This window comes from Vandammella animalimorsus (assembly GCF_002285285.1).
GTDB classification, from domain to species: domain Bacteria; phylum Pseudomonadota; class Gammaproteobacteria; order Burkholderiales; family Burkholderiaceae_C; genus Lampropedia; species Lampropedia animalimorsus.
Map to the genome: position 1 here is coordinate 361,328 of NZ_NSJF01000002.1, position 26,770 is coordinate 388,097.

Genomic DNA, 26,770 nt, shown 5'->3' on the forward strand with positions numbered 1-26,770 from the left:
TTTTCAGAGTGGCGTCTCAACCCAGCGAGACAGCAGGGTTGAGCGTGTACAGCCCTGTGATGCTGGCCTGGCCCAGCACCTGTGCGCGCTGCAGCGCGGCGCGCACATTGGCGCCCGTCAGTGGGCCGTCGACCTGCAGTTGCGGCTGTGCCAGCGCATAAATCGTGAAAACGTAGCGGTGCCGCAGCGCGTCGTTCCATGGCGGGCAAGGGCCGTCGTAGCCGTAGTAATCACCTTGCATCTGCGCGTCGCCGGCAAACCAGCCGGTGTAGTCGTTGATGCCGTGGCGCATGCCGCCCGGCGCCTCGGGGCCGCTCTTGCCGCGCGGAGTGACCCCGTCCGAGTGCGCGCCAGCGGCGATTTCCGTGGTCGTGGCGGGGATGTCCAGCAGCAGCCAGTGAAAGAAATCCACGCGCGGCAGATCGACCGGCACGGTGCGGCCTTCCTGGTTCACGTCGTCGCCACGGCTGGGCACGTCTGGGTCGTGGCAGATCAGCACGAAGGATTGCGTGCCCGCCGGCGCCTCACTCCAGGCCAGGTGCGGATTGCGGTTGGCCGCCAAGGCCACATGGGCCTTGGCGTCGGGCACGCCGAAGGCAAATTCGCCGGGGATGGCCTGGCCATCCTGAAAGCTGTGGCTGATGAGCTTCATGCAGATTCCTCCTGTGTGTCGTCAATGGCAGCGGTCGATTGTAGGCGCCGCTTCATTGCACGCACACTGGCGCTTGCCCGGGCGGCAGCGCGGCCATGCGGCCGATGACGCTGGCCTGGGCAAAGCCGGCCTGGGTGAACAGGCGCAACACCTGGTCAGCGGCTTCGGGTGCACAAGCTACCAGTAGGCCGCCGGAGGTCTGCGGGTCGGTCAGCAACGCGCGCGTGGCCTCGTCGCAGCCCGCGGGCAATTGCACGTTGTCGCCGTAGGACTGCCAGTTGCGCGCCGAGGCGCCAGTGACGATGCCCTGCGCTGCCAACTCGCGCACGCCCGGCAGCAGCGGCAGCTGCGCGCATTGCAGCTGGGCCTGCAAGCCTGCGCCGCGCGCCAGCTCCAGCGCATGGCCCAGCAGGCCAAAGCCCGTCACGTCCGTCATGGCGTGCACGCCCTGCAGCGCGGCCAGTGCCGTGCCAGGGCGGTTGAGTTGCGTGGTACTGTCCAGCATCCGGGCATAGCCTTGCTCATCGAGCTGGCCCTTCTTCAGTGCCGCCGAGAACACGCCCACCCCCAGCGGCTTGCCCAGGATCAGCACGTCGCCGGCCTGCGCACTGGCATTGCGCTTGAGCTGGGCCGGATCGACGATGCCAATGCCCACCAGCCCGTAGATGGGCTCGACCGAGTCGATCGAATGGCCGCCGGCCAGTGCAATGCCGGCATCGCGGCACACGGCCTCGCCGCCTTCGAGGATGCGGGCGATGGTCTCATGCGGCAGCACCTGGATGGGCATGCCGACGATGGCCAGCGCAAACAGCGGCGTGGCGCCCATGGCGTAGATGTCCGACAGCGCATTCGTTGCGGCGATGCGGCCGAAGTCGTAAGGGTCATCGACGATGGGCATGAAGAAATCCGTCGTGGCGACGATGGCCTGGCGCTCGTTGATCTGATAGACCGCAGCATCGTCGGCCGTCTCGGTGCCCACCAACAGCTGCGGAAATTGCTGCGGCAGCGGCAGGCGGCTGCGCGCCAGCAAGTCGCTGAGCACGCCCGGGGCAATCTTGCAACCGCAGCCCCCGCCGTGCGAGAGCGAGGTCAGCCGCGGCGGCGTGGCGGGGGAAGAGGCAGATGAATTCATGGCAGAGACGGTTCAAAAGCGCGCTGCCGACACAGCGCAGGCAAAAAAACAGCCCGGCCAACAAGGGAGAAGGTCGGGCCAGACTGTGCCGCGCAGAAGCGACAGCACGCGCATGGGTGGCGGAAAGCAGCAGGAGTCGAACCTACCAGGGAGCGTCTGACACCCCCTACCGGGTTTGAAGCCCGGGCGCACCACCGGGTGCGTATGCCTTCCAGAACATACGGCCTGCAGGTTGCAAAGCCTGCAGGCCGGAAATGCACAGCTCAAGGCCCAGCTGTATGTGCGGCCCTGAGCGATGATAGGGCGCGCTCGCTCAGAAGCGCTTGCGGCGCCAAGCAGCCACGCCCATCAACAGCACGCTGAGCAATCCCAGCGCTCCATGCCCCAGGGTGGGCACGGGCACGGCGTCGTTGATCAGCGGTGCAGAACGCACCACGAGCGAAGCCGTAGCCGGAGTGGTGTCGCCAGCGACGCTGGCCTCGATGGTGTAAGTGCCAGCGGGCAGCTTGTTGGTGGCGGTGACGGTGTAATTGCCGCTGCCATCGGTGGTGGTGGTCAGTGTCTCGACGATGGTGCCGTCAGGGCGCTTGATGACCACGGTCACGGTTGTGCCAGGGGCTGCATTGCTGGTCGAGCCGCTGAAGGTCGGCAGCTCATCAGGTGACACCGCAGCCGGGGGGGGCAGCGTGGTGTCTGGGGTGGCTGCGGCGGTCACTGTCAGCGGCTGGGTGGCTGGCGAGGCATCACCATCGACATTGGCTTCGATGGAGTAAGTGTCGGCGGGCAGTTTGTCCGTGGCGGTGACGGTGTAATTGCCGCTGGCATCGATGGTGGTGGTCAATGTCTCGACGATGGAGCCGTCAGGGCGCTTGATGGCCACGGTCACGGTTGCGCCAGGAGCGGCGTTGCTGGTCGAGCCGCTGAAGGAGGGCAGCTCGTCGGTCGTCACGCTCGCTGGCGGGTTCAGCGTGGTGTCTGGGGTGGCTGCGGCGGTCACTGTCAGCGGCTGGGTGGCTGGCGAGGTATCGCCATCGACGTTGGCTTCGATGGTGTAAGTGCCAGCGGGCAGTTTGTTGGTGGCGGTGACGGTGTAATTGCCGCTGGCATCGGTGGTGGTGGTCAATGTCTCGACGATGGTGCCGTCAGGGCGCTTGATGACCACAGTCACGGTTGTGCCAGGGGTAGCGTTGCTGGTCGAGCCGCTGAAGGAGGGCAACTGATCAGCGGTTACGGACGCTGGAGGGGTGAGCGTGGTATCGGGCGGCAGAACATTACAGGCGGATTGCTCCACTTTTTGCAGGCTCAGCCATACGGCGCCGCCAACGCTGGTGTTCTGGATGGCCAGCACCAACTCATTCTCCCCAGCCTTCCATTGGTTGGGCATAGCGGCCCCGCCCAGGACTTGAGGCAGCGTCGGTGCAACAGCCACCTTGGCGCCGTTGACGTAAACGCCTTGAATGTAGTCGTCCACGCGCAGATGAGGCTGCCCTGGCGCGAACACCCCTGCGGGGATGGTGATGGCGTAGCTGGCAGGGTCTACCGAGCCGTCGAGCTTGAAGCGGTAGCGAAAATAGTGCACACCATACTGTGCAAGCTGGGGTGTGCCAATGGCTGGGTAATGGCCTACGGCAATGCCAGGGTAGGTGTTGTACGGAGCTTGAGTGCCTGGCGTAAGGTAGCGATCCAGCTCATGACCGGTAAAGAATTTCCAGGTCTGGTCGGGCAGCGCATCCGGCGTGGGCGGGGTGCCTCTGCCTGTGCCTACGTCCACTCGGCTGCCGTATTCCCAGCGCGGCTGGTTGCCTCGGTCGGCTGCATCTGGGCTGCCGTCGGCGGTGCGGGTGTTGAACTGGCCCTCTACGGTGTCTGCATCGGCTGGGCGATTGGCATCGCAGTAGAAAGTGGGGGGCGTGCCCGGAGGGGTAATGGCCCAGGCGGCTGTGCTGGCGCACAGGCCAGAGAAGGCGCCCAGCGTCGCCAGCAGGCGAACCGTGTAGGCTGGACGAGGGTAATGGTTGGTTGGCATGGCTCTCTCTGACGGGTTTGGAGTTGTTGTTAAAGGGGGTGTGGCGCTGGCCGCAGGCTCACGAAGAACTCAATGACAAGCCCCAGCGCCGAGCGTAACACCTCTTGGAGCTGGCTCAAAGTCTGCGGGAGAGGAAAGAGTGTGGATTGTTGACGGTCTGTGGCGTTTTCAGGGCCTTGCCATGCCGCTAACGCTGTGGCTTGGGACCGTTCCTTCCGACATGTCTGGCCGAGTATGGGGCAGGCCCTCAACGCGCCAGCAGCGCCACAACCGCCAGCATGAACAGCGCCACGAACAGCGTCTCGCTCACCAGCAACGCCACCGGCCGCCAGCCCAGCGCCAGGATTTTCTGGAACGAGGTTTTCACCCCCAGCGCTGCGATGGAAATCACCAGTGCCCATTGCGAGGCGCCGCCCGCCGCCGCCTGCACGGGCGCGGGAATCCAGCCCAGGCTGTTGACCACCACCAGCGCCACGAACACCAGCAAAAACAGCGGCAGCAGCGGCGGGCGGCTGGCCTGCTTGCCCCCGGCGCGGGCAAAGGCTGCCACTTCATCGCGGAAGATGAGCGCCAACACCAGCACCACCGGCACCAGCATGGCCACGCGCATCATCTTGGCCAGCGTGGCCGCCTGCGCCACCTCGGGCGAGACGATGTTGCCCGCGCCCACCACCTGCGCCACGTCGTGGATGGAGCCGCCCAGAAACAGCCCCGCCAGCGGCACCGGCCAGCCCGCCCATTGCACCAGCAGCGGGTAAAGCACCATCACCACGGTGGACAGCGCCGCCACGCCAATGGCCGTCATCAGCGTGTAGCGCTCGTTGTCCTCGGTTTGCGGCAGCGTGGCCGAGATGGCCATGGCTGCCGAAATGCCGCAAATGCCCGTGGCCCCGCCGGAGATCAGGCCGAACACCGTGGGCTGCGCCAGCAGCCGCGCCATGAGCAAGCCAAAGCCGATGGTCAGCACCACCGCGCCCGCCAGCGCCGCCACGCCCCAGCCGCCCAGCGCGCTCACGTCGGCCAGGGCAATGCGCGCGCCCAGCAGCGCCACGCCAAAGCGCACCAGCTTCTTGGCCGCGAACTCGATGCCCGCCTGGCAGCGGCCATGCTCGGAGAGGAAATGCAGCGAAATGCCAATCAAGAGCGCATACAAAAACTTGGGGCCGCCGTAATGCTCGGCTACGAAGGTGGCGGCCAGCGCCACCACCACGGCCACGGTCAGGCCGGGCAGCAGGGCGCGAAGGGAGTGGGCAAACGTGTGAAAAGGCGCTGTGGGCGCTGCGGGGGTGTTTGACATGCGGCAAATTTTATGGCGCGGCCAACGGCTGAAAACCGGGCCGATGCTTGTTGCGGGCTTCAGTGCCGCACAGCGCAGCCCAATATGTGCCTTTGGGTGTGCCTTTGATGGAGCGATGCTGCATCAGCGCAGCACGTGCGCATCGCGGATGCGGCGGGTGTGGCCGCTGCGGTCGAAGTATTCCAGCACCTGGATGGCGCGCTTGCGGCCCAGGGCGGTGGCGTCGCGGAAGTGGCGCGCCTGCACGGCCTGCTGCGGGCTTTGGCGGGCCAGCTCGGCAACGATGGCCAGCAGGGCGTCGATGGCTTCGGGGCTGTAGAACAAATCCTTGACGACCTGGTGCAGCCGCCCCTGGCGCGCCAGCTTGCGCAGCAGTTGGCGCACTTCCTCCTCGGGCAGCTGGTGGGCCTGGGCCAGATCGCGCACCCAGGGCGGATCAAAACGCCCTGCGGCGATGGCGGGCAGCAGCCGGGCGGCGCGCTGCTCCTCCTGCGCGCTCAGTTGCACACAGTGGCTGGGCAGGTGCAGCCAGGGGCCGGTCTGCGCGAGCTGGCCTTGCTCCAGCAGGGCGGCGAGCAGGCCACGCCACAGCGTATCCGGGCTTTGCAGCGCAGCGGGCGGCAGGTTGGGCAGGGCCATGCGGCGCAGCCGGGCGGCGTTCACGCCCGGCTCGTCGGGCGTGCGTTCGTGAAAGCGCGCCAGCGCCTCGCACACCTTGGCCTGCAGGGCGGCCCAGTGCTGCGGGGTCAGCAGCAGTTGTTCGGCCTCATCCGCGCCCAGGGCGATGCAGCCCGGCGGCGCGGGCAGGCTGCGGGCGGGTTGCCCCAGCAGGCGCGCCAGTTGCGCGCGGCCCATGCCCCAGGGAGCTTGCCCGATGAGGGGGGCGATGTCGCCGGTGTCGATGGCGGTCTGCACGGCATCCAGATAGGCCATGCGCTCGGGGCTGCGGCGCTTGCGCTCGGGGGCGTTGGGGTCGAGCACCTGGCCGCCCGCAATGGTCTGGCTGGCCTGGGCATTGCGCAGGATGAAGCGGTCGCCTGCGGTGACGAAGACTTCCTCATCCAGCACGAGCTGGGCGCGCGCCTGCTGGCCGCAGGCGATGTGCGAGCCCTCCAGCGGCACGACGTGGGCTGTGCGATGGGCCGTGCCCAAGTGCAGGTGCACGCTGGCCCAGGGGCCGATGGGCTTGGCGGCGCTGGCTTCAGCCTGGCCCGATGGGTTGATGGGCTGGGCCTGGCTGGCCAGCACGCGCAATTGCACGTCCAGCCGGCGCGTGGCTTGCAGCGCCTGCGGCTGGGCCATCCAGTCGCCCCGGGCAATGGCCGTGCGCTCGATGCCCGCCAGATTGAGGGCCACGCGCTGGCCGCTGTGCCCGGCCTGGGCCGGCTGGTTCTGGGCGTGGATGCTGCGCACGCGCACGCTCTGGCCGCTGGGGCTGTGGCGCAGCACATCGCCCACGCGCACGCTGCCGCCAAACACGGTGCCGGTGACGATGGTGCCCTGCCCCGGCAGGGTGAAACTGCGATCCACCGCCAGGCGGAACAGCCCCTGGCTGGGCCGGGCGGGGAAGCGCTGCGCGGCATCCAGCAAATGCGCGCGCAGCGCAGCCCGCCCGGCGTCCGCCGCATCCAGCGCGTTGGTGGCAAAGACGGGCGCGCCCGCCAGCGGCGTGCCCTGCAGCAGCGCGGCGACCTCGGCCTGCACGGCGGCCAGCTGCGCGGGCGAGGCGCGATCGGCCTTGTTCAGCGCCACGCAGCCCTGGCGCACGCCCAGCAGCTCGAGGATGGCCAGATGCTCGCGCGTTTGCGGCATGGGGCCGTCGTCGGCGGCGATGACCAGCAGCGCATGGTCAATGCCCACGGCCCCGGCGGCCATGGTGTGGACGAATTTCTCATGCCCGGGCACGTCGATGAAGCCCAGCACCTGCTGCGCGCCGGGTACGGGCAGATAGGCGTAGCTCAGCTCGATGGAGATGCCGCGCGCTTTTTCCTCCGGCAGCCGGTCGGTGTCCACGCCGGTGAGGGCGCGCACCAGCGCGGTCTTGCCGTGGTCGATGTGGCCTGCGGTGCCGATGATCATGGTGGAGACTTAATGCGAAAGAGTGGGTGCGTCAGGCCAAATGCCTGCTGCGTGGGAATGCGGTGCTCGTGAGGAATTTGCCGTGACTCATGGTAAAAAACCGGCGTTTCAAGGCAGATTACCGATGGTGCGTATTTTGCACTGCCCGGTTTCTTGCCAAATTGTCAATCTGCCATGCGCGTTTTCTTTTTGCATCGCGCTGCCGCGATTGACGCAGATTCATCCAACCACAAAGAGGAGAAACATGAGCACAATCTTTTTTGCCCGCCGCAGCAAGGCCCTCATTCTTGCCACTGCCAGCGCGTTTGCCCTTTGCCTTGCACAAGATACTCGTGCCGATATTGATTGGAGTACCCCGAGCTGGGGCGGCTACAGCTCTGACTTTCTCACCTACGATGTCAACAGCCGCCTGCAGCTGCAAAACACGTTTAACAACCACAACCGCGTTTTCGGCAACAGCTCTGGCAGAAGAAGCAAAAAGTCTGGCGCCAAAGAGCAGGGCAAGAAAAACCCGAAAGCCTATCAATACCAATATTCGCAAAGTGTCAGCCAGCAAACCGAAGAAGCCTTCATTGCCAACTTGCTGGACCATGCCAAGAAAACCGGCACTCTGGATGCGGCAGCCGAAGCCAAGATCCGCCGCATGCAAAGCTGGAATTTCATCCCCACCATCCGAGAAACCCTGCGCAAAAAAGGTGGCAGCAAAGACAGCGTGGCCCAGGCCATGGCGTTCTGGCTGGTCATCAACTATGGCACCATTCGCAAGGCGCAAGACATGGGCGTGGAAACCGGCAATCTGGTCAATCAGCTTGAAACGGTGATGAGCAAGGACAAGAACATGCTCTCCATGAGCGATGCCGATAAGCAACGCCTTGCCGAAAACCTGCTCTGGCTTGCCCTGATGCAAATCGTCATTCAGGAAGAAGCAGGCCAGGATCCTGCCGCGCTGCAAGCGGCAGCTAACCAGGCGCGCAGCAATTTGAAAAGCTTGGGCGTTGATCCGGAAAAAATGACCATTGGTAAAAACGGCCTGGCCCTGCATTGATGGCTCGGTTTTTTCGTGCAGTGCGTGCGTTTCGTTTCTGAATCCATCAAATAAAAAATGCCAGTCAATGGCATTTTTTATTTGGGATTTATTTTCCAGAAATTATCTGCGCCAAGGTGGCGAGCTGGGCGGTGAATGCGGCTTCTTCCTGTGCGGAGAGGCAGCGCAAGTCCAGCCACAGCGCATCCTGGGCGATGCGGCCGATGACGGGGTGGGGCAGTTGGCGCAGCGCCGCTTCCAGGCGCAGCAGTTGGCGGCCACGGCCTTTTTTCGCGGCTGGGCGCACGGCCAGGGCGTAGCTGGGTAGGGTGTCCACGGGCAGGGCGCCGCTGCCGATCTGGCTGAACACCGGCTCGGCCTGCACGGCCCAGGCATCGCCCAGCGCGGCTTGCAGCAGCGGTTGCAGCGCCTGGGCCTGGCGGGCGATTTCGGCCTGGCTGCGGGTGAGCAGGCGCAGCGTGGTCAGGCGCTGGGGCAGCAAGTCGGGCATGCGGTAGAGCTGCAGCACCGGCTCCAGCGCGGCCAGGGTGAGCTTGCCCACGCGCAGCGCGCGCTTGAGCGGGTTTTTCTTGATCTTGGCGATCAAGTCCTTTCGGCCCACGATCAGCCCGGCCTGCGGGCCGCCCAGCAGTTTGTCGCCGCTGAAGGTGACGACGTCGGCCCCGGCGGCGATGGTCTGGCGCACCGTCGGCTCGGGCGGCAGGCCCCATTGCGCCATGTCCACCAGCGTGCCGCTGCCCAGGTCCACGGCCAGGGGCAGGCCGTGCTGGCGGGCGATGGCGGCGGCTTCGGCCTCGCCCACGGCCTTGGTAAAGCCCTGCACGGCGTAGTTGCTGGTGTGCACCTTCATCAGCAAGGCGGTGCGAGGGCCGATGGCGTTGGCGTAATCGTGTGCGTGGGTGCGGTTGGTGGTGCCCACCTCCACCAGCTTCGCACCCGCGCGGGACATGATGTCGGGGATGCGAAAGGCCCCGCCGATTTCCACCAGCTCCCCGCGCGAGACGATGACCTCCCGGCGCGCGGCCAGCGCATGCAGCGTCAGCAGCACGGCGGCGGCGTTGTTGTTGACGACGGTGGCGGCCTCGGCCCCGGTCAGCTCGCACAGCAGCGGGGCGATCAAGTCGTCGCGGTCGCCCCGGCCGCCGCTGGCGATGTCGTATTCCAGATTGGCCGGCGCGGTCAGCGCGCGCACCACGGCCTGCACGGCCTCATCGGGCAACAGGGCGCGGCCCAGGTTGGTGTGCAGCACCGTGCCCGTGAGGTTGAAAACAGCCTGCAGGCGCGGCGCGAAACGGGCCTGCAAATGCTGCCGGGCCTGCGCGGCCAGGGCGTCGGGCGTGATTTGCGCTGCGGCCAGTTGCCCGGCGCGCATGGCCGGACGCAAGGCATCGAGACAGGCGCGCGCCGCCTCGGTACAGGCGGCCGTGCCCCAGGTGGCGATCAACGCCTGCATGGGCGGCGCGGCCAGCAGCTTGTCCAGCGCGGGCAGGCGCAATTCGGGCGGGGTGTGGGCGGGCATGGCAGAGTTTGGGGAGTGCTTGACTGGGAATGTGATGTGGTCTTGGGTGTATCCGATCGATTACAATTCATGCGTGTTCACGATCAAGCAAACGCAAGAGTTCATCGATTGGCTGGCTGGCATCACAGATGCCATGACGCGAGCCCGGTTGCTTGCACGCTTGCGCAAACTGTCACTGGGCTTGTGGGGCGATGCCCGGCCTGTGGGCGAAGGGATTAGCGAATTGCGTGAGCATTTTGGCCCAGGCTGGCGGATGTACTGCATTCAGCGCGGCCCGGTGGTCGTGGTCATGCTGGGTGGTGGCAGCAAGCGTACGCAGGCCGCGGATATCGCTGCCGCCAAGGCGCTTGCGGCGCAGTTGGAGGATTGAAAGTGGTCAAGATTACAGACTTGAAAACCTTTGATGTGGCCGAGCATCTGGACAGTGGGGAAGCCATCGCCCAATACCTCACGGCCGTTTTGGAAGAGGGCAACCCGGCGCTTTTGGCCGCAGCCTTGGGGGATGTGGCGCGTGCGCGCGGCATGAGCAAGGTCGCTGGAGATGCCGGAGTCAGCCGGGAGGCGCTGTACAAAGCACTGCGAGCCGATGCACAGCCGCGTTTCGAGACCATTCAGCGCGTCATGGCGGCGCTGGGTGTGCGGCTGGTGGCCGTGCCAGTGCAGCCTTGAAGGAGATGGCTTGCGCTTGACGGGAGTACGGGGCCCGGTCTGATTTGGGCTTTGCCGATCGCATCAAGACGGATTGCGTTCCTGGGCAGCCTGTTTTTCGGCCTGCACCATCAAGCCAGGCCCCAGGGCCTGGCGGCCACTGGCGAAATCCTGCGAGAGGGTGATGCGGTAGCCCGCGCAGACCAGCTCGGCCTCGGCGCTGGCGGGGTCGTAGCCCAGGGATTGCATTTCCTCCTGGCTCATCAGCGGCCGGGTTTTCCAGGCCGTGGCGGGCAGGCCCTGCTGGCGGCTGAAGCTGGCGACCATTTCGGCCAGTGGCGTGCTGTGGCTGTAGGAGATGCCGCCGGGCAGCTGGCCCTGGCCGTCAAAGCCGATGACCTTGCCATCTTGATCGAGCTGGATGTAGCCGATGCGGGCCACGCCGGGCATGGCCTTGTCGATGGCCATGTCGGCCGGGATGACGATGGCGCTGCCGTTGCCATTGCCATTGCGCCTGGCCTGGGGAATGGTTTTCTGGATGTCCGCCAGCGTTGCGCCCAGGCGCAGGCCGTAAAAGCCAATGTCCCGCGCGGGCGGGCATGCCGCCGCGCTGGCTGGGGCATCGGCCAGCGCAGGCAGGCTCAAGGCCATGGCGGTCAGCAGCAGGGCGGTGTGCATGGTGTTGTTGGGCATGGCGTCCTCCTGATCTCGGGTTTCTTGGGGCCTGCGCAAAATCGCGACGCGAACGGGCAGGCAAGGGCGCAGCATAAGGCTTTTGGGGTGGAGGTTTGCCCTTTTGCCGCGGCGCGCATTCACCGTTTGCCAGCGATGAACTCCGATGGCGTGCAGCCAAAGTGTTTGCCGAAGGCCACGGTGTAGGCGCTGGGGCTGCCATAGCCCGATTGCAGCGCGGCCTGGGTGATGGGGGCGCCGCCCAGCAGCAGGGGCAGCGAGTGCAGCAGGCGCATTTGCTGGCGCCATTGGCCAAAGCCCAGGCCGGTGTGCTGGAGAAAGCGCCGCTGGAAGGTCTTGGCGCTCATGGCCGATTGCGCGGCCCAGACGGCGGCCTCGCGGGTGTCGCCGGGCTGCGCCAGCAATTGCGCGCAAACGCGCGCCAGCCTGGCATCGGCGGGCCATGGCAGGTGAAATGGGCGATGAAGGGGCTGGCTGGGCGTGGCCGCGTGGCCATCAGGCCCGGCGCTGAGCTCCGTCACCAGCAATTGGCCCAGCAACTGCGCGCGCGGCGTGGGCGGCTGGGCTGGATCGACCAGGGCCAGGGCGGCAATGAGCTCGCGCAGCAGGGCTGAGGCGTGCAGCACGCCGTCGTGCGCGGGCAGGGCTGGCCCATGCGCGGGGTGAATGAAGACGCCATAGGCGCGCACGGCCACAGGGGTATGCAGGCGATGGGGCACGCCCGGGCGCAGCCAGACGGCGGCCGTGGGCGGCACCAGCCAGTGCCCAGCGGGGGTCTGCACCCGCAGCACCCCTTCAGCGGCATACAGCACATGCCCGCAGGCGTGCTGGTGCTCGGGCACGCTGTGGCCGGCGGGGTAGCGCACGGCTACGCAGGTGGCGGGCAGCGGGCTGTGCTCGTGCAGGTGCAGATTGAGCGCATGCGCGGCGCGCTCAGGGGTAGGGGCGGTGTATCCCATGGCTCAATGGATCAAGATGGATGTCCATTTTGCAAAAGAATCTGTCTGTTTTTCTGTAGATGGCCAGATGGCGCCTGCCTACAGTGCCTGCTCTTCATGAACAGACCACTGCACGCCATATGCCCATGCTGACCCGCCCCGCCGCCAAATACCCTGCCTTTGCCCCGATTGATTTGCCCGAGCGCCAATGGCCCTCGCGCACGCTGACGCAGGCCCCCGTCTGGCTGTCCACCGATTTGCGCGATGGCAACCAGGCCCTGTTCGAGCCGATGAACCGCCAGCGCAAACTGCAACTGTTTCACGAGCTGGTGCGCATTGGCTTCAAGGAGATTGAAATCGGCTTTCCCGCCGCCTCGCAAACCGATTTCGAGATCGTGCGGCATCTGGTGGAGCAGGGCCTGATCCCAGAGGACGTCACGCCCATGGTGATGTGCCAGTTGCGCGAGGATTTGATCGAGCAGACCGTGCGCAGCGTGCAGGGCGCGCGCCGCGTCATCGTGCATTTGTACAACGCCATCGCCCCCGTGTGGCGCGAAGTCGTGTTCGGCATGGATGTGCCGCACATCATCGCGCTGGTCGAGCGCCACATCGCCTTGCTGCGCCGCCTGAGCGAGCAGCAGCCGCACACGCAATGGGTGCTGCAATACTCGCCCGAGACTTTTTGCATGGCCGAGCTGGACGTCTCCCTGGCCGTGTGCAACGCCGCCATCCGCGCCTGGGGTGCCAGCGCGGCGCGGCCCATGATCGTCAACCTGCCCACCACGGTGGAAGTGAGCACGCCCAACGTCTTTGCCGATCAGATCGAATGGATGCACCGCCGCCTGGAGCGGCGCGAGCACATCACGCTGTCCGTGCACCCGCACAACGATCGCGGCACCGGCGTGGCCTGTGCGGAGCTGGCCCTGCTGGCGGGCGCACAGTGCGTGGAGGGTTGTTTGTTCGGCAATGGCGAGCGCAGCGGCAACGTCGATCTGGTCACGCTGGCGCTCAACCTCTACACCCAGGGCATCGCACCCGGGCTGGATTTTTCCGACATCGCTGCCGTGGCCCGCATCGCCGAGCAATGCACGGCCCTGCCCATCCACCCGCGCCACCCTTACGTGGGCGATCTGGTCTTCACCGCCTTTTCCGGCTCGCACCAGGACGCCATCGCCAAAGGCTTTGCCGCCCAGCGCCCCGATGCGCCCTGGCGCGTGCCCTACCTGCCCATCGACCCGCAAGACCTGGGCCGCACCTACGACAGCATCGTGCGCGTCAACAGCCAATCGGGCAAAGGCGGCATCGCATTTTTGCTGCAACGCGATCATGGCGTGCGCATGCCGCGGCGCATGCAGGTGGAATTCAGCGCCATCGTGCAGCAGGCGGCCGATGCCAGCGAAACCGAACTCTCCAGCGCGCAACTGTGGCAATTGTTTGCGCAGACTTATCTGAGCGCCGATGGCGGCTATCTCGGCCATCGCCTGTTTGACGCCGAAGGCGGCCAACAAGGCATCGAGCTGCGCCTGCAAGGGGTGGATGGCCAGCCGCAAACCCGGCGCGGCGTGGGCAGCGGCCCGGTGGAGGCCGCCGTGGCCGCGCTGGGCCTGCCGCTGCGCATCGACAGCTTCGAGCAAAAAAGCCTGGGCCACGGCGCCCAAGCCCAGTCGCTGGCCGTCATCGAGGCTGCTTGGCCCGGCCAGCCCGGCACGCGCTTTGGCGCAGCCTTGCATGCCAACACCGCCACGGCCGCCGTGCGTGCGGTGCTGAGCGCCGCGGCGCGCTGGGGCGGCCTGGGCAGCGTGGGAGATGCGGTATCGCGCGGCAGTTGACGATTTTTTACGATTGCCACAGGCATGGCACAATCGCGCCCCCGCGTGGCATCGCTGCGCGGGGCTTTGTTGTTTTTGGGCCCCTAGTTATTGAAAGAAAGATGATTGCTGCTGTTTTTGCCTTGGTGTTTGCCATTCGCCTGGTGTCGCTGTCCATTTCCATCAAGAACGAAAAACGCCTGATCGCCGAAGGCGCCAGGCAGTATGGGGAGCGCAATTCCAAGCTGCTGTCGGCCGCGCACGTGGTCTATTACTTTGCGGCGCTGGCCGAGTCCTATGTGCGTGGCGCAACATTCGATGCGATCTCGGCCATTGGCACGGCCGTGCTGGCGTTTGCGCTGGCCATGCTGTTTTATGTGATCCACGCGCTGGGCAGTGTGTGGACGGTCAAGCTCTACATCCACCCGCAGCACAAGATGAATCGCAACTGGCTGTTCCGCAATGTGCGCCACCCCAATTACTTTCTGAACATCATCCCTGAGCTGATCGGCGTGGGCTTGCTGTGCCATGCCTGGGCGGTGATGCTGGTGGGCCTGCCGCTGTACCTTGCCATCCTGGCGGTGCGCATCCGCCACGAGCAGCAGGCCATGCGCCACCTGTGGTGATGGGGCAGCCTGTCTTGCTGCTGCGCCCAGCGGCAGCGGTCGCCCGGCCCGTCAGAGCAGGCGCTTACCGCTGCCCCAGCGCCAGCAGCGGGTTGGCGCTGGCGCGGGCGTAGTCGGTCTGGCCCATGAGCAAATCCAGCCTCATGCTGGCCAGGTCGTCGGCCAGCGGCTCGGCGTACGGGTCTTTTTCCTGGTTGACGATCTTGCGGTAGCTGTGGCAGTGGTCGCAGGTTTCGGCCAGCACCACTTCCTTGCTGACGTCGGGGCTGGCCTGGGCGGTGTCGCCATGGGGCTCATCCTGGTTGACGACGCCCTGGTAGCGGATGCCGCCCGTGGATTCGCAGTGGCTGCATTTGATGCGCACCATGTGCCACTCGGTGCAGCACAGGCTGCAATGCAGAAAGCGCAGGCCGCCTTCGGCGCCGCCGATGCGCAACACGCTGGCCACGGGCTGTGAGCCGCAGACGGGGCAGATGGTCATGGGCTGGGTGTAGGGCACGTCGCTTTCCTGCAGCTGGCTGGCCCTGTGGGCGTAGTGCAGCTGCAGCGCGGCCATGACGATGGGTGCGGCCAGCAGGTCGCCGGCCTCCATGCGCTCGTCCAGGATGCGCGCTGCCAGGGCTTGTAGCGCCTCGGGCTTGTGCTGGCCCAGGGCGTTCAGGGCTTGCTGCATGGGCGCAGGCAGGCCCTGTTCGGGCGCCAGACGCGCCAGCAGCTGCGCCAGCGCGCCATGCCATGCTGCGTCCAGCTCGGCCCTCGGGTTGCACAGCGGCATGGCATGGCTTTGGGCCTGGGCGATGGCCTCGCGCGCCCAGGGCTCGGTCTGGATGTGGCCGGCCAGCTCGGCCTGGGCCTGCACGATGCGCGCCATGACGCGCAGGTAATCGCCAATGGGGTTGCCCTCGGCCTGTTGCAGTAGCCGGGCGGCGCGCTCGCGAAACAGGCTGGCGGGCTGGGGCAGGCGTGCATGGGGCATGCGCGTGCGATCCAGGGCTTCGATTTCACCGGGTTGAAGAATGCGTTGCATGGCGTGGTTGGGGTGGTGGCGCAAAGTGGCAAATGAAACGCCGGGCGAGCCCGGCGTGTGCGCGTTCGTCTGTGAAGCGATGGCCCCTCAGTGCAACGGTGCGTTGCCAAGGGGCCTAGTGTGCATCAACTGCTGGTGCGCTGTTGGCGCTGAGCAGCCAGGCGCTGCTCGCGGGCGACGATTTCGTCGTGCCAGAGGCGGTGGTTGCGCTTGGCCCAGGCGTAGCTGACGGTGCCGCGCGTCATGGCCTTGATGGAGCCCTTGACCCAGAAGGCTGCATAGATGTGGAACACGATGGAGAAAATCATCACGAAGCCAAAGAAGGCGTGCAGCAGCGAGGCGACGCGAATGATGTCGATGCCGAACAGGTGGCTGAAGTAGGCGCGCCACATGACGATGCCCGTCAGCAGCAGGCCCAGCATGCTGCCCAGCAGCACCCAGAACAGGATCTTTTGGCCAGCGTTGTACTTGCCCACGGGTGGCAGCTTGTGCTCCTGGTTAGCCAGCATGTCGCCCGGCTGCTTGAGCCACTGGATGTCGTTCTTGTCCAGAAAGTTGTGGCGCCAAAAGCGCAGCGCCAGCACGGTGAACGAGAGGAACATCACGATGCCGATGAAGGGGTGCAGGATGCGCGTCCACGGGCCGCCGCCAAACAGGTTGGTGAGCCAGAACATGGAGGGGTGAAACAGCGCCAGGCCCGAGAGCGCCAGCAGCACAAAGCTGATGGCGGTGAGCCAGTGGTTGCTGCGCTCGTTGGCGGTGTAGCGCTGGATGGCCGGACGGCCCTCGGCGTCCACGGCGAAGTCGATGGGCGTGGGGCGATGGTGTTCAGTCATGGCGGGCCTCCTGCTGCAATGGCGCGTGCGGCGCGTGCTGGACGTGCTGGGCATGGTGCTCATGGTGCGCGTGTTCGGTGGCGATGCCTGCGGCCTGGCGGCGCGCCAGGGCCTGGACGTCGGCCTCCTCCTCATCTTGCTCGGTGGGCTTGTTGGGGCCTACGCGGGTGTAGTGGAAGAAGCCGCCCAGCGCTGCCAGGGCGATGCCGGCCAGGGCCAGCGGCTTGGTCACGCCCTTCCACAGCCGCACCACGGGGCTGACCTGCGGCGCATCGGGCAGGCCCGCATACAGCGATGGCTTGTCGGCATGGTGCAGCACGTACATGACGTGCGTGCCGCCCACGCCGGCCGGGTCGTACAGGCCTGCGTTGGCGTAGCCGCGGTTTTTCAGGTCGCCAATGCGGCGCTCGGCCTGTTCCGTCATGGCCTGCTTGGTGCCGAACATGATGGCGCCGGTGGGGCAGGTCTTGACGCAGGCCGGCTCGCGGCCCACGGCCACGCGGTCCGAGCACAGGGTGCACTTGTAGGCCTTGTTGTCCTTCTTGGAGATGCGCGGCACGTTGAAGGGGCAGCCGGTGACGCAGTAGCCGCAGCCAATGCAGTGCTCCTCATGGAAGTCCACGATGCCGTTGGTGTACTGCACGATGGCGCCGGGCGAGGGGCAAGCCTTGAGGCAGCCGGGGTCCTCGCAGTGCATGCAGCCGTCCTTGCGGATCAGCCACTCCAGATTGCCCGAGGCCTCGTTCTCGTACTCGGTAAAGCGCATCACCGTCCACGAGTCGGCCGTCAGGTCCATGGGGTTGTCGTACACGCCATGGTTGTGGCCGATCTCGTCGCGCAGGTCGTTCCATTCCGAGCAGGCGGTTTGGCAAGCCTTGCAGCCAATGCACTTGGAGACGTCGATGAGCTTGGCCACTTCGCCCGAGCGCGGCTCGCGCACCTGGGGCGAGGGCGTGGTGGTGGCCGAGCGCTGTTTGATGTCCAGGGATTGCAATGCCATGTGGACTCCTTCAGATCTTCTCGACCTTCACCAGGAAGGTCTTGAACTCGGGGGTGTTGGTGTTGCCATCACCGACGAAGGGGGTCAGGGTATTGGCGATGAAGCCTGGCTTGGCCACGCCCTTGAAGCCCCAGTGGATGGGAATGCCCACGTGGTGGATGGTTTTGCCATCGATCTGCATGGCCTTGATGCGCTTGGTTACCACCGCCACGGCCTTGATGTAGCCGCGCTTGGAGCTGACCCGGACGCGGTCGCCCGCCTTGACGCCAATGGATGCGGCCAGAGCTTCGCCAATCTCCACGAATTGCTCGGGCTGGCTGATGGAGTTGAGAACCGTGTGGCGCGTCCAGTAGTGGAAGTGCTCGGTGAGGCGGTAGGTCGTGCCCACGTGGGGGAATTCCTCGGGCTTGCCGAAAGTCTCCCAGATGGGCGTGAAGACCCGTGCCGCTGGCGAGCTGGTGGCCTTGGGGTTGTTCGGGTGCAGCGGGTTGTAGCCCAGCGGCGTGTCGAACGGCTCGTAGTGCTCGGGGAAGGGGCCTTCATTGAGCAGCTTGCGCGAGAAGAAGCGCGCCACGCCCTCGGCATTCATGATGAAGGGGCCAGCGCCCGCTTCGGGCGCGGAGGTGGCAACGAAGTCCGGCACGTCCGCGCCCGTCCAGCGCTTGCCGTTCCAGTGCACGAGCTGGCGGTGCGGGTTAAAGGGCCTGCCCTGTGGGTCGCAAGATGCGCGGTTGTAGAGCACGCGGCGGTTGGCCGGCCAAGCCCATGCCCAGTTCAGCGTGTTGCCGATGCCGGTGGGGTCAGAGTTGTCGCGGCGGGCCATCATGTTGCCCTCCTCCGTCCAGGAGCCGGCAAAAATCCAGCAACCGCAGGCGGTGCTGCCGTCGTCGCGCAGCTCGCCAAAGCCGGAGATTTGCTGGCCCGCCTTGCGCAGCACTTTGCTGGGGTCTTTCGGGTCGGTCAGATCCACCAGCGCGCGGCCGTTGAGCTCCATGGCCGCCTCGCGCGCGCTGGCCTCATGCTGTTGGGCATAGGGCCAGTCCAGGTGCAGGATCGGGTCGGGGTAGGCGCCGCCTTCCTTGCGATACAGCTCGCGCATGCGCAAAAACAGCTCCGACATGATGTGGATGTCGGTGCGCGCCTGACCGGGCGGCTCGGCGGCCTTCCAGTGCCATTGCAGCACGCGGCTGGAGCTGACGATCTCGCCCTCGTCCTCGGCAAAGCAGGTCGTGGGCAGGCGGAAGACCTCGGTCTGGATGGCTTTCTCGTCCACGTCGTTGAACTCGCCGTGGTTCTTCCAGAACTCGGAGGTGTCCGTGGCCAGCGGATCCATGACCACCAGGAACTTGAGCTTGGACAGGCCGTTGCGCACGCGGTTCTTGTCCGACAGCGCCGCCAGCGGGTTGAAGCCCTGCGCCAGGTAGCCGTTGACCTTGCCCTCGTTCATGAGCTGGAAGTACTGGAGCATGTCGTACTCCTTGTCCAGCTTGGGCAGGTAGTCGTAGCCCCAGTTGTTCTCGGCCGTGGCGTTCTTGCCGTACCAGGCCTTCATCAGGCTGACGTGGAACTTGGAGTAGTTCTGCCAGTAGCTGACCTGCCCGGGGCGCAGCGGCTTGTGCGCCCGCGCGGCGATGTAGCCGGCGTAGTCCTGCTCATGCTCGCGCGGCAGGCTCAAATAGCCCGGCAGGCTGGCCGAGAGCAGGCCCAAATCGGTCAGGCCCTGGATGTTGGAGTGCCCGCGCAGCGCGTTCATGCCGCCGCCGGCCACGCCGATGTTGCCCAGCAGCAGCTGCACCATGGCGCCGGTGCGCAGCATCTGCGCGCCGATGGAGTGCTGCGTCCAGCCCAGCGCGTACATGATGGTGGCCGCGCGGCCCGGCACCGCCGTGCTGGCGAGCTTCTCTGCCACGTGCAGGAACTTCTCCTTGGGCGTGCCGCACACGCGCTCGACCATCTCCGGCGTATAGCGGCTGTAGTGCTTCTTCAAGAGCTGATAGACGCAGCGCGGGTGTTGCAGCGTCGGATCCACCACGGCGTAGCCATCGGCGCCGCGCTCGTAATCCCACGAGGTTTTCTCGTAGGTGCGCGTCTCTTCGTTGTAGCCCGAGTAGATGCCATCGACGAACTCGAAGTCATCGCGCACGACGAAGCTGAAGTCCGTGTAGTTGTGCACGTACTCCTTGTGGATCTTGTCGTTGCTCAGCAGGTAGTTGATGACCCCGCCCAGGAAGGTGATGTCCGTGCCCGAGCGGATCGGCGCGTAGTAATCGGCCACCGATGCCGAGCGGTTGAAGCGCGGATCGACCACCATGAAATAGGCGCCGTTGTGCTCCTTGGCTTCGGTCACCCACTTGAACCCGCAGGGGTGGGCCTCGGCGGCATTGCCGCCCATGATCAAAATCACATCCGCATTCTTGATGTCGACCCAATGGTTCGTCATCGCGCCACGGCCAAACGTCGGGGCAAGACCTGCCACCGTCGGGCCGTGTCAGACACGCGCCTGGTTGTCGAATGCAAGAAGGCCGAAATTGCGCATCACCTTGTGGGTGATGTAGCCCGTTTCGCTGGTGGAGGCCGAGGCGGCCAGCATGCCCGTGGTCAGCCAGCGGTTGACCACCTTGCCATCGTCCGTGTGCGTGACGAAGTTGGCATCGCGGTCGTCCTTCATCAGGCGGGCAATGCGGTCCATCGCCTCATCCCAGGACAGATCCGTCCACTCGCTCGCGCCCGGGGCGCGGTACTGGGGCTTGAGCAGGCGGTTGGGGCTGTTGATGAAATCCAGCAAACCCGCACCCTTGGGGCACAACGTGCCGCGGTTGACCGGGTGATCGGGGTCGCCCTCGACGTGAATCACCGCGCGCTTGGCATTGCGCACGCCATCGCTGAGCGAATACATCAAAATGCCGCAGCCCACCGAGCAGTAGGTACAGGTCTGGCGCGTGACCTGCGCGGCCGCAAGCTTGTACTGGCGCACCTCCGCCAGCGCTTCAGAGGGCGAAAAGCCCATCAGCGCCAGACTGGAGCCTGCCAGGGTTGAGCCAGTCACTTGCATGAACTGGCGCCTGGAGACGTTCATCATGGGGTTGACCTTTCAAAAGGTTCAGGGGATCTCTTGTTGTGTCCTGTCACGGCAGCGGCCTGCGGATGCGCTGCTGCACCCGGCCCGGCGGGCCACGAAGAGGGCGCGATTGTAGAGACAGGCTCGCTGGGCTTCATTGACCAGCGCGCTTGGCCGACTGGCGCGCTCTGTCATTGCCGCGGGGTTTGCCGCCTGACCATGATGGGCGGGAGCATCCAGCGCGTGAAGGCGTGGTTTCCCTGATCCGTGGCTTTGTGCTCCTGCACTGGCCCCGAAAGTTTGACGATCACGGCAAAGGCAACCAAAATGCAACCAGATTGATTCCCAAGCAAGCATCGCCATGCCCGCCACCTTGACGCTGAAAAACATCCCCGACGAAATCTACGAACGCCTCAAGGCCGCAGCACAGGCGCATCGCCGCAGCCTCAACAACGAGGCCGTCGTCTGCCTGCAAACCGTGCTCATGCCCGCCAGCGCCAGCGCCGAGGAGCGCCTGCAACGCGCCCGCGCCTTGCGCCAGCGCCTGGCCGGGCAGGACTTCGCCGCCGCCGACATTGCCGCCCTGCGCCAAGAGGGCCGCGCATGATCGTGGTGGACAGCAACGTGCTGGCCTACCTCTACCTGCCCGGCCAATTCAGCCAGCAGGCCGAAGCCCTGCTGCGCCAGCACCCCCAATGGCACGCCCCACCGCTTTGGCGCAGCGAGCTGCGCAACATCTTGAGCGGCTACGTGCGCCGCCAGCAGTTGAGCCTGGCCGACGCGATCCAAATCCAGCAGGAAGCCCAGGCCCTGATGGCGCTGGGCGAGCAAGCCGTGGATTCCGCCGCTGTGCTGGCCTTGGCACAGCACAGCGGCTGCACGGCATACGACTGCGAATTCGTCGCCCTGGCCCAGGCCTTGGGCTGCCCGCTGATGACCCAGGACAAGCAGGTGCTGCGGGCGTTCCCGGGTGTGGCGTATAGCCTGGGCAGCGTGAAAGGCGCATAGCGCGAGAACTTGCCCAAAATCCTGCCCAAGCGCCCTCCACCCCGCACACGTACGCCCTCTCCCGCCTGCGGGAGAGAGCTGGGGCGAGGGTGTGCGCTCGACAGAACGCTTGTGCGCGGCATGGTGCAAGACAGCGTGGGGCGCATCTCTTCTCCCCCGGCTCCTCTGCCCTCTGGGGAGAATCTGGGTAGAAAAGAGCAACAACTGCATTCCAAAATAAAAGCGCCCGCCCTGCCATGCTGACACCCGCCCCAAGCAGGTCTGCTCCGCCAGCGCCGCCAGTCAGCGCCAGAAAAAAACCGCCCCGAAGGGCGGTTTTTCACTCAGGGCCGGGTGCATGCCCGGCGGGGTTCAGGGCCGCGGGTTCAGGTCCATGAAGGCTTTTCCCTGGCCCCGGCCGTTCAGGCGGCCTTGTGGCGCAAGCGCCGCGCGCCCAGGCCGGCGACGGCCAGGCCCAGCAGCATCAGGCCCCAGTGGCCCAGCGTGGGCACGGCCGTCACGCCCATGGGGCCGGCGGTAATGGCCGTGGTGGCGGCCAGCGGGTCGCTAATCTCGCCATTGGCCGCGTTGTCCGCATCGCCCAGGCCGCCGTCGGTCAGGGTGATGCTGGTCACGCTGCCGCTGGCGCTGATGCCCGGGTGCGCGTAGAAGCTGTCTGCCGTAGCGCTGGCGCTGGCGCGGCCGTACTTGAGCGCGCCACCCACCGCGCCGGGCCACTGCACGCTCATCGTCACCGTGCTGCCCACGTCGCAGCCCGTGAGCTTGAAGCGGAAGGCCCCATGCGGCAGGCTTTGCCCGCTGGGCGGCGCGGCCGGCGCGGCGATGAAGGCGGTGCTGCCCGCGTCAAAGCGGCAGTTGGCCCCGCCGCCGGTGAAGGTGGCCACCGCCGGGGCGCCCGCGCCGCTGGGCGGCGCCGTCGTGCCCTCGAAGCGGCGGCGCACGTCCTTGAACGCGGCCGTCACGCTCTTGGCGCTGGTCACGTTCGTCAGCGCGCAAGTCGCCCCCGTGCAGTCGCCGCTGAAGCCGTCAAACGCAAAGCCCGTGTTGGCCGTGGCTGTGCAAGTGGCATCGCCGCCATTGGGCACGGGGTTGGGCGTGCAGCTCACCGTGCCGCCAGCGGCTGGGTTGGCTGTGGCGGTGATGGCGTGGGTGCTGGGCGTGGCGGTGAAGTTGGCCGTCACGCTCTTGGGACTGCTCACGTTCGTCAGTGCGCAGGTCGTGCCGGTGCAATCGCCGCTGAAGCTGGTGAAGGTGTAGCCCGTGTTGGCCGTGGCCGTGCAGGTGGCATTGCTGCCATTGGGCACGGGGTTGGGCGCGCAGCTCACCGTGCCACCAGCGGCCGGATTGGCCGTGGCGGTGATGGCGTGGGTCGTGGCCGTGGCGGTGAATTTGGCCGTCACGCTCTTGGGGCTGGTCACGTTCGTCAGCGCGCAAGTCGCCCCCGTGCAGTCGCCGCTGAAGCTGTCAAACGCGAAGCCCGCGTTGGCAGTGGCCGTGCAAGTGGCATCGCCACCGTTGGGCACGGGGTTGGGCGTGCAGCTCACCGTGCCGCCAGCGGGCGGGTTGGCCGTGGCGGTGATGGCGTGGGTCGTGCCCTTGGCGGTGAATTTGGCTATCACGTGCTGGGCGCTGGTCACGTTCGTCAGCGCGCAGGTCGAGTTCGTGCCCGAGCAATCGCCGCTGAAGCTGTCAAACACAAAGCCCTTTTTGGCCGTGGCCTTGCAGATGGCGATGCCGCCGTTGGGCACGGGGTTGGGCGAGCAGCCCACCGTGCCGCTGCCTTTGGGGCTGATGGCGGTGGTGATGGCGTGGGTCGTGGTGAAGTTGGCCGTCACGCTCTTGGGGCTAGTCACGTTCGTCAGCGTGCAGGTCGTCCCCGTGCAGTCGCCGCTGAAGGCGCTGAAGGTGTAACCCGCGTTGGCCGTGGCTGTGCAGGTGGCATTGCCGCCCTCGAACACCGAACTGGGCGAGCAGGTCACCGTGCCGCTGCCTGCGGGGCTGATGGCGGTGGTGATGGCGTGGGTAGCAGGCGGAATCAGCCGCACCACATCGGAGCGCATCACCGTGCCATCTCGCATGCTGAACCAACCGCCCACCAGCAGCTTGCCACTGTCTTGCAGCAAAAAGGAGGAGATGCCACGGCTATAGGTGATGACTCCGTCCACGGCGGGTGCGTTGAACTGGTTGTCCAGCGTGCCGTCGGCGTTCAGCAGGGCCAGGTGTTCGCGGGCCTGGCCGTGCACCTGGGTGAAGTTCCCCCCGATCAGGATTTGCCCGTTGGGCAGCTCTTGTACGGCCTGCACCTGTTCACTACCACCCTGGATGCGGGGGTTGGCAAAGCTGGTGTCCAGCGTGCCATCGGCATTCAGACGCAGCAGCCTTTCGTAGGGCTTGTGCTCTACGTAAGTGAAGCCGCCCCCCACCAGAATCTTGCCGCTGGCCAGGCGGTGCAGCATCGTCACACCTGACGCAACATAGGCCAGCCCGTCGTTGGCCAGGCTGCCATCGGGGTTGAGCCGGTACAGCTGCCCGTTGTTCGCCCCCGCCAGAATTTGGCCGTTGGGCAAAAGCAGCAGGCCCCCCGCCAAAAAGTGGTCGGGCAGGGTGTTTTGAAAGCTGGCATCGCGACTGCCGTCAGCGTTCAGCCGGGCCAGGCCGTGCGCGGGCGCCCCGTCCACCTGGCCGAAATTGCCAGCGATCAGAATTTTTCCATCGGCCTGCACGGCCAGATGCTTCACCAGTTGGTTATGCGGCAGCAGTGCGCTGATGGTCGGGGAGGTGAAGCTGGTGTCGCGCGTGCCATCCGGGTTCAGGCGCACGACCCGCGATGCGGGCTCGCCAACGGGAAATTCGGTGAATCCGCCGGCCGCCAGCAGCTTGCCATCGGCCTGCAAGGCCAGGGCGAAAACCGGGCCGCCCTTGCCATCTAGCCGCTGTTCATCGGCGCCGCTGTTCACATTCAGGCGGACGAGCTCGGTGAGGAAGGTCGCCCACAGCTTGCCGTCGTGCTGCACCATGGCATGGGTGGAGCCTTGATCGGCCTTGAACGAAGCATCCAACTTCCAGTGCTGGGCCTGGGCGGTGGCGGCTGCGCCCAGGACCAGCGCGGCGCCGACGGCCCAGCGAGCCAGGCGCCTCAGGCACTCAAACTTTCGGGGGGGAGGGGGGAAAAGCTGCGGCAAGGGCCGCGCCGCCTGGCTGGGGTGCATGTGCAAGACCTCCTATGAAAAAAATGACCGGCGGGAAAAAACCTGTCCAAGAGACAGGTTTTTGCAAATCATGTAACGAGCTGAATCCATTGTAGGGCGCAGCCATGCGCTTGCCAACGGCTAACGTTGCTGGCGTTGCTGGGCCGGTAGCCGGTGTTGCGCCTTTGCCCAGCCGCAGGCTGGGCTGCCCTGCAAGGGCCTGCAATACAGTTTTGATGGCCAGCCTTGGGCAGGGGGGGGCGGTGAGCCTGGTTTTCTTGCAAGGCGGGGTTGGGGTTGCAAAGTGAGCCGTCTGCCTGAGCGCCTGTCAGGGGCCGGGAGATGGAGCAGGCCGCTCAGGCCCTACAGCGCCAGGGGTGCAGGTGGCAGCGGTGCGCTGGCGCATGCAATGATTCGAAGCCGCAAGACAAGGAAGGTGAGTCTGTCGCAAACCGAGGCTTGCAGCACAGCGGATCGGGGCCACGACGCAAGGCAGACTGGGGGCGGAGTTTGCGGGGGCGACTCAACAACACCATCAACCACACACGATCAATGACGCGATAAGGCGCGGATAAAAAAGGCGCCCCTCGGGGCGCCTTTTGGTTTGATGTGAAAGCTGCCGGCTCAGAGCCTGTTCAAAATCTTTGCACGGCGGTCAAGAGAGCGGATTTGGGCGCTCTGCTTCGTTGCAAAGCCTCGCCATAGCCCCAGCTATGGCTGCGTTTTGCGCCTTGCAGCCCACCCCAAACCGCTTCTTGCCCACTCGCGCCGAGATTTTGAACAGGCTCTCAGCGAGTTCGGCGCAGGCTCAAAGCCAGTATGCCCAGTGCGCCCAAAAGCGCAGACATGGCGATCTGCGACCACAGCGAGGAAGCGGGAACGGCGACCGGTGCAGCGTGCAGCGGCGCAGAGCGCACGCTGATTGTGCCGCCGGATGCATTCCCCGATAAATAAACATCGCTGCCAGGCTTGTCGCGGAAAAGATGGCTTTCGAAAAACAAATAAATGTCATCCATTGACGAAGTGGTATCAATGGTTGCCTTGGCTTTAATCTCATAGGCCTGTGGGATGTAAGGCGAGGGAAGCAATCGGGCAATATTGCATTTCAATTTGCCAGCATTGTTGTCAATTGTGCAATTGGTGTTTGCGGTGGCAGAAGATTCCCATGATTTCAGCGTCATCCGGTTCTTGTCGTAGGCAGCAACAAACTCAGCTGCGCCGACATTTGGCGGATTGGGAGATTGAAGCCGGATCGTGATTTCATGATCGACAGCCCCCACTTCTACCGTGCTGTCAATGATTTTCAGTGTCGGCTTGCTGGAGCCGCTATCGGCTATTCCCGCGCCAATTTTCAGCGGCCAACTGACCGTGGCGCCGGCGGGGTTGGCATGGTCAAACAATTTGCAGCTCAGCGTAGCATTTTGCTCGACGCTTTTTTTGACTCGGCCTCTCACAAAAATATCAGCGCTGCTCTCACTGGCTACGATCAGCGGCATGGCGTCATAGAAAGCAAAATCCGCTGCATCGGCGCCGCTGATCTGGCAGTTATCCAGCTTGGCAGTGGCAGTGGCCGTGCCATCTTCAGCCGACAAGGTGATTTTGAACGCCACATCACTGCCAATATCATGGCCGGAAGCTTCAATGGGTGTGCCGGAAGTTGGGTTCAGAAATCCGCTCGCCTGCCTTGGGGGTGGCAGGCTATTGCTGACGGTGATTTTTCCGCTTGACAAGGCAACGGCACTAATAGGGTATCTATTGCCTGTTTCGCCGTAAAAGACAACGCTGTCATCATCGTCGGAAACAGCAAAAGGTATATCCCCCAGTGGAGCATCCGGCTTGACGTCCACTTTGATTTTTATTCTGTATCTTTCTGGAAGAAAAGCTCCCACTGATTTTTCATCAACATTGCAGTTGATCTTCCCGGCCGCAACAAAGCATCTTCCATCAGCGTTCCCGAAATATTGAAAGTCGGCATCGGTAACCGTGATGCTGCTGCTAACGGGAATCGAGAGAGAAAAGGAAGCAATTTTTCGTGGGTTGGAGTTCTCGAACCGGACGGTCACGATGTGATCGTTCGTGCCTGGCAACGCCACGGTTTCGTCAATCGAGAATGATTGCGCCTGGGCAACACTGAGGCCAAAACCCAGAAAAAAAGCGGTTGCCAACGGGATTCTATAAAAAGACATAAGA

21 protein-coding genes and 1 tRNA gene are annotated in these 26,770 nt (G+C 65.2%); 7 read left to right on the forward strand and 15 right to left on the reverse strand.

Annotation, left to right across the window (positions count from 1 at the left end; all coding sequences use genetic code 11):
* Positions 1-16 precede the first annotated feature (16 nt).
* The 6 genes from CK620_RS05005 to selB all read right to left on the reverse strand — a co-directional run bounded on the left by CK620_RS05005 (position 17) and on the right by selB (position 7,186).
* The gene (locus tag CK620_RS05005) at positions 17-652 is read right to left on the reverse strand and encodes a YbhB/YbcL family Raf kinase inhibitor-like protein (protein WP_095549364.1); all 636 of its coding nucleotides are present in this window, start codon (positions 650-652) and stop codon (positions 17-19) included.
* A gap of 52 nt (positions 653-704) precedes the next feature.
* Positions 705-1,784 (reverse strand): selenide, water dikinase SelD, encoded by a 1,080-nt coding sequence (selD, locus tag CK620_RS05010; RefSeq protein ID WP_095549365.1) that lies wholly within the window; start codon positions 1,782-1,784, stop codon positions 705-707.
* 117 nt (positions 1,785-1,901) lie between these two features.
* A tRNA-Sec gene (locus tag CK620_RS05015) sits at positions 1,902-1,997 on the reverse strand.
* A gap of 100 nt (positions 1,998-2,097) precedes the next feature.
* Positions 2,098-3,810 (reverse strand): IPTL-CTERM sorting domain-containing protein, encoded by a 1,713-nt coding sequence (locus CK620_RS05020; protein WP_095549366.1) that lies wholly within the window; start codon positions 3,808-3,810, stop codon positions 2,098-2,100.
* Between the two features lie 247 nt (positions 3,811-4,057).
* Entirely contained in the window at positions 4,058-5,107 is a 1,050-nt protein-coding gene (locus tag CK620_RS05025; protein WP_095549367.1) for a YeiH family protein, read from the reverse strand.
* A gap of 123 nt (positions 5,108-5,230) precedes the next feature.
* Positions 5,231-7,186 (reverse strand): selenocysteine-specific translation elongation factor, encoded by a 1,956-nt coding sequence (gene selB, locus CK620_RS05030; protein WP_095549368.1) that lies wholly within the window; start codon positions 7,184-7,186, stop codon positions 5,231-5,233.
* Positions 7,187-7,430: 244 nt separating this feature from the next.
* Here selB and CK620_RS05035 point away from each other — a divergent pair, with 244 nt between their 5' ends.
* Positions 7,431-8,231 (forward strand): DUF6683 family protein, encoded by an 801-nt coding sequence (locus CK620_RS05035; protein ID WP_095549369.1) that lies wholly within the window; start codon positions 7,431-7,433, stop codon positions 8,229-8,231.
* Positions 8,232-8,319: 88 nt separating this feature from the next.
* Here CK620_RS05035 and selA read toward each other — a convergent pair whose 3' ends face one another.
* Entirely contained in the window at positions 8,320-9,750 is a 1,431-nt protein-coding gene (selA, locus tag CK620_RS05040) for an L-seryl-tRNA(Sec) selenium transferase (protein WP_095549370.1), read from the reverse strand.
* 73 nt (positions 9,751-9,823) lie between these two features.
* On the opposite strand from selA, the gene CK620_RS05045 reads away from it, so the two are divergent.
* Together CK620_RS05045 and CK620_RS05050 are read left to right on the forward strand one after the other, a co-directional pair.
* On the forward strand, positions 9,824-10,120 hold the full coding sequence (locus CK620_RS05045; RefSeq protein WP_179290576.1) for a type II toxin-antitoxin system RelE/ParE family toxin: 297 nt from the start codon (positions 9,824-9,826) through the stop codon (positions 10,118-10,120).
* A gap of 2 nt (positions 10,121-10,122) precedes the next feature.
* Positions 10,123-10,419: an addiction module antidote protein gene (locus CK620_RS05050; RefSeq protein WP_095549602.1), complete on the forward strand. Its 297-nt coding sequence runs from the start codon at positions 10,123-10,125 to the stop codon at positions 10,417-10,419.
* Positions 10,420-10,482: 63 nt separating this feature from the next.
* Here the strand turns inward: CK620_RS05050 and CK620_RS05055 are convergent, their stop codons facing one another.
* Both CK620_RS05055 and CK620_RS05060 read right to left on the reverse strand, forming a co-directional pair.
* Positions 10,483-11,091: a hypothetical protein gene (locus CK620_RS05055; protein WP_143325937.1), complete on the reverse strand. Its 609-nt coding sequence runs from the start codon at positions 11,089-11,091 to the stop codon at positions 10,483-10,485.
* A 119-nt stretch (positions 11,092-11,210) separates the two neighbouring features.
* The gene (locus CK620_RS05060) at positions 11,211-12,050 is read right to left on the reverse strand and encodes an AraC family transcriptional regulator (RefSeq protein ID WP_095549373.1); all 840 of its coding nucleotides are present in this window, start codon (positions 12,048-12,050) and stop codon (positions 11,211-11,213) included.
* A 125-nt stretch (positions 12,051-12,175) separates the two neighbouring features.
* Between CK620_RS05060 and CK620_RS05065 the strand changes: the two genes are divergently transcribed.
* Together CK620_RS05065 and CK620_RS05070 are read left to right on the forward strand one after the other, a co-directional pair.
* A complete protein-coding gene (locus tag CK620_RS05065) occupies positions 12,176-13,858 on the forward strand; it encodes a 2-isopropylmalate synthase (protein WP_095549603.1) in 1,683 nt (560 codons plus the stop codon).
* Positions 13,859-13,959: 101 nt separating this feature from the next.
* Positions 13,960-14,463 carry an isoprenylcysteine carboxyl methyltransferase family protein gene (locus CK620_RS05070; protein ID WP_095541752.1) on the forward strand — a complete coding sequence of 168 codons (504 nt, stop codon included), beginning with the start codon at positions 13,960-13,962 and terminating at the stop codon, positions 14,461-14,463.
* Between the two features lie 64 nt (positions 14,464-14,527).
* Here CK620_RS05070 and fdhE read toward each other — a convergent pair whose 3' ends face one another.
* The 4 genes from fdhE to fdnG form a co-directional block, all read right to left on the reverse strand.
* On the reverse strand, positions 14,528-15,490 hold the full coding sequence (gene fdhE / locus CK620_RS05075) for a formate dehydrogenase accessory protein FdhE (protein ID WP_095549604.1): 963 nt from the start codon (positions 15,488-15,490) through the stop codon (positions 14,528-14,530).
* Positions 15,491-15,615: 125 nt separating this feature from the next.
* Positions 15,616-16,326 (reverse strand): formate dehydrogenase subunit gamma, encoded by a 711-nt coding sequence (locus tag CK620_RS05080; protein WP_095541754.1) that lies wholly within the window; start codon positions 16,324-16,326, stop codon positions 15,616-15,618.
* The gene (fdxH, locus tag CK620_RS05085; RefSeq protein WP_095549374.1) at positions 16,319-17,326 is read right to left on the reverse strand and encodes a formate dehydrogenase subunit beta; all 1,008 of its coding nucleotides are present in this window, start codon (positions 17,324-17,326) and stop codon (positions 16,319-16,321) included. Before fdxH ends, CK620_RS05080 begins: the two co-directional genes overlap by 8 nt.
* Before the next feature lie 10 nt (positions 17,327-17,336).
* Positions 17,337-20,405 (reverse strand): formate dehydrogenase-N subunit alpha, encoded by a 3,069-nt coding sequence (fdnG, locus tag CK620_RS05090; protein WP_143325939.1) that lies wholly within the window; start codon positions 20,403-20,405, stop codon positions 17,337-17,339.
* Positions 20,406-20,745: 340 nt separating this feature from the next.
* Here fdnG and CK620_RS05100 point away from each other — a divergent pair, with 340 nt between their 5' ends.
* Both CK620_RS05100 and CK620_RS05105 read left to right on the forward strand, forming a co-directional pair.
* Entirely contained in the window at positions 20,746-20,991 is a 246-nt protein-coding gene (locus CK620_RS05100) for a FitA-like ribbon-helix-helix domain-containing protein (RefSeq protein WP_095549376.1), read from the forward strand.
* Positions 20,988-21,392 (forward strand): type II toxin-antitoxin system VapC family toxin, encoded by a 405-nt coding sequence (locus CK620_RS05105; protein ID WP_095549377.1) that lies wholly within the window; start codon positions 20,988-20,990, stop codon positions 21,390-21,392. Before CK620_RS05100 ends, CK620_RS05105 begins: the two co-directional genes overlap by 4 nt.
* A 401-nt stretch (positions 21,393-21,793) precedes the next feature.
* Here the strand turns inward: CK620_RS05105 and CK620_RS05110 are convergent, their stop codons facing one another.
* Together CK620_RS05110 and CK620_RS13775 are read right to left on the reverse strand one after the other, a co-directional pair.
* Positions 21,794-24,601 carry an IPTL-CTERM sorting domain-containing protein gene (locus tag CK620_RS05110; protein WP_095549378.1) on the reverse strand — a complete coding sequence of 936 codons (2,808 nt, stop codon included), beginning with the start codon at positions 24,599-24,601 and terminating at the stop codon, positions 21,794-21,796.
* Positions 24,602-25,368: 767 nt separating this feature from the next.
* On the reverse strand, positions 25,369-26,766 hold the full coding sequence (locus tag CK620_RS13775; RefSeq protein ID WP_143325941.1) for a hypothetical protein: 1,398 nt from the start codon (positions 26,764-26,766) through the stop codon (positions 25,369-25,371).
* Between the last annotated feature and the right edge of the window lie 4 nt (positions 26,767-26,770).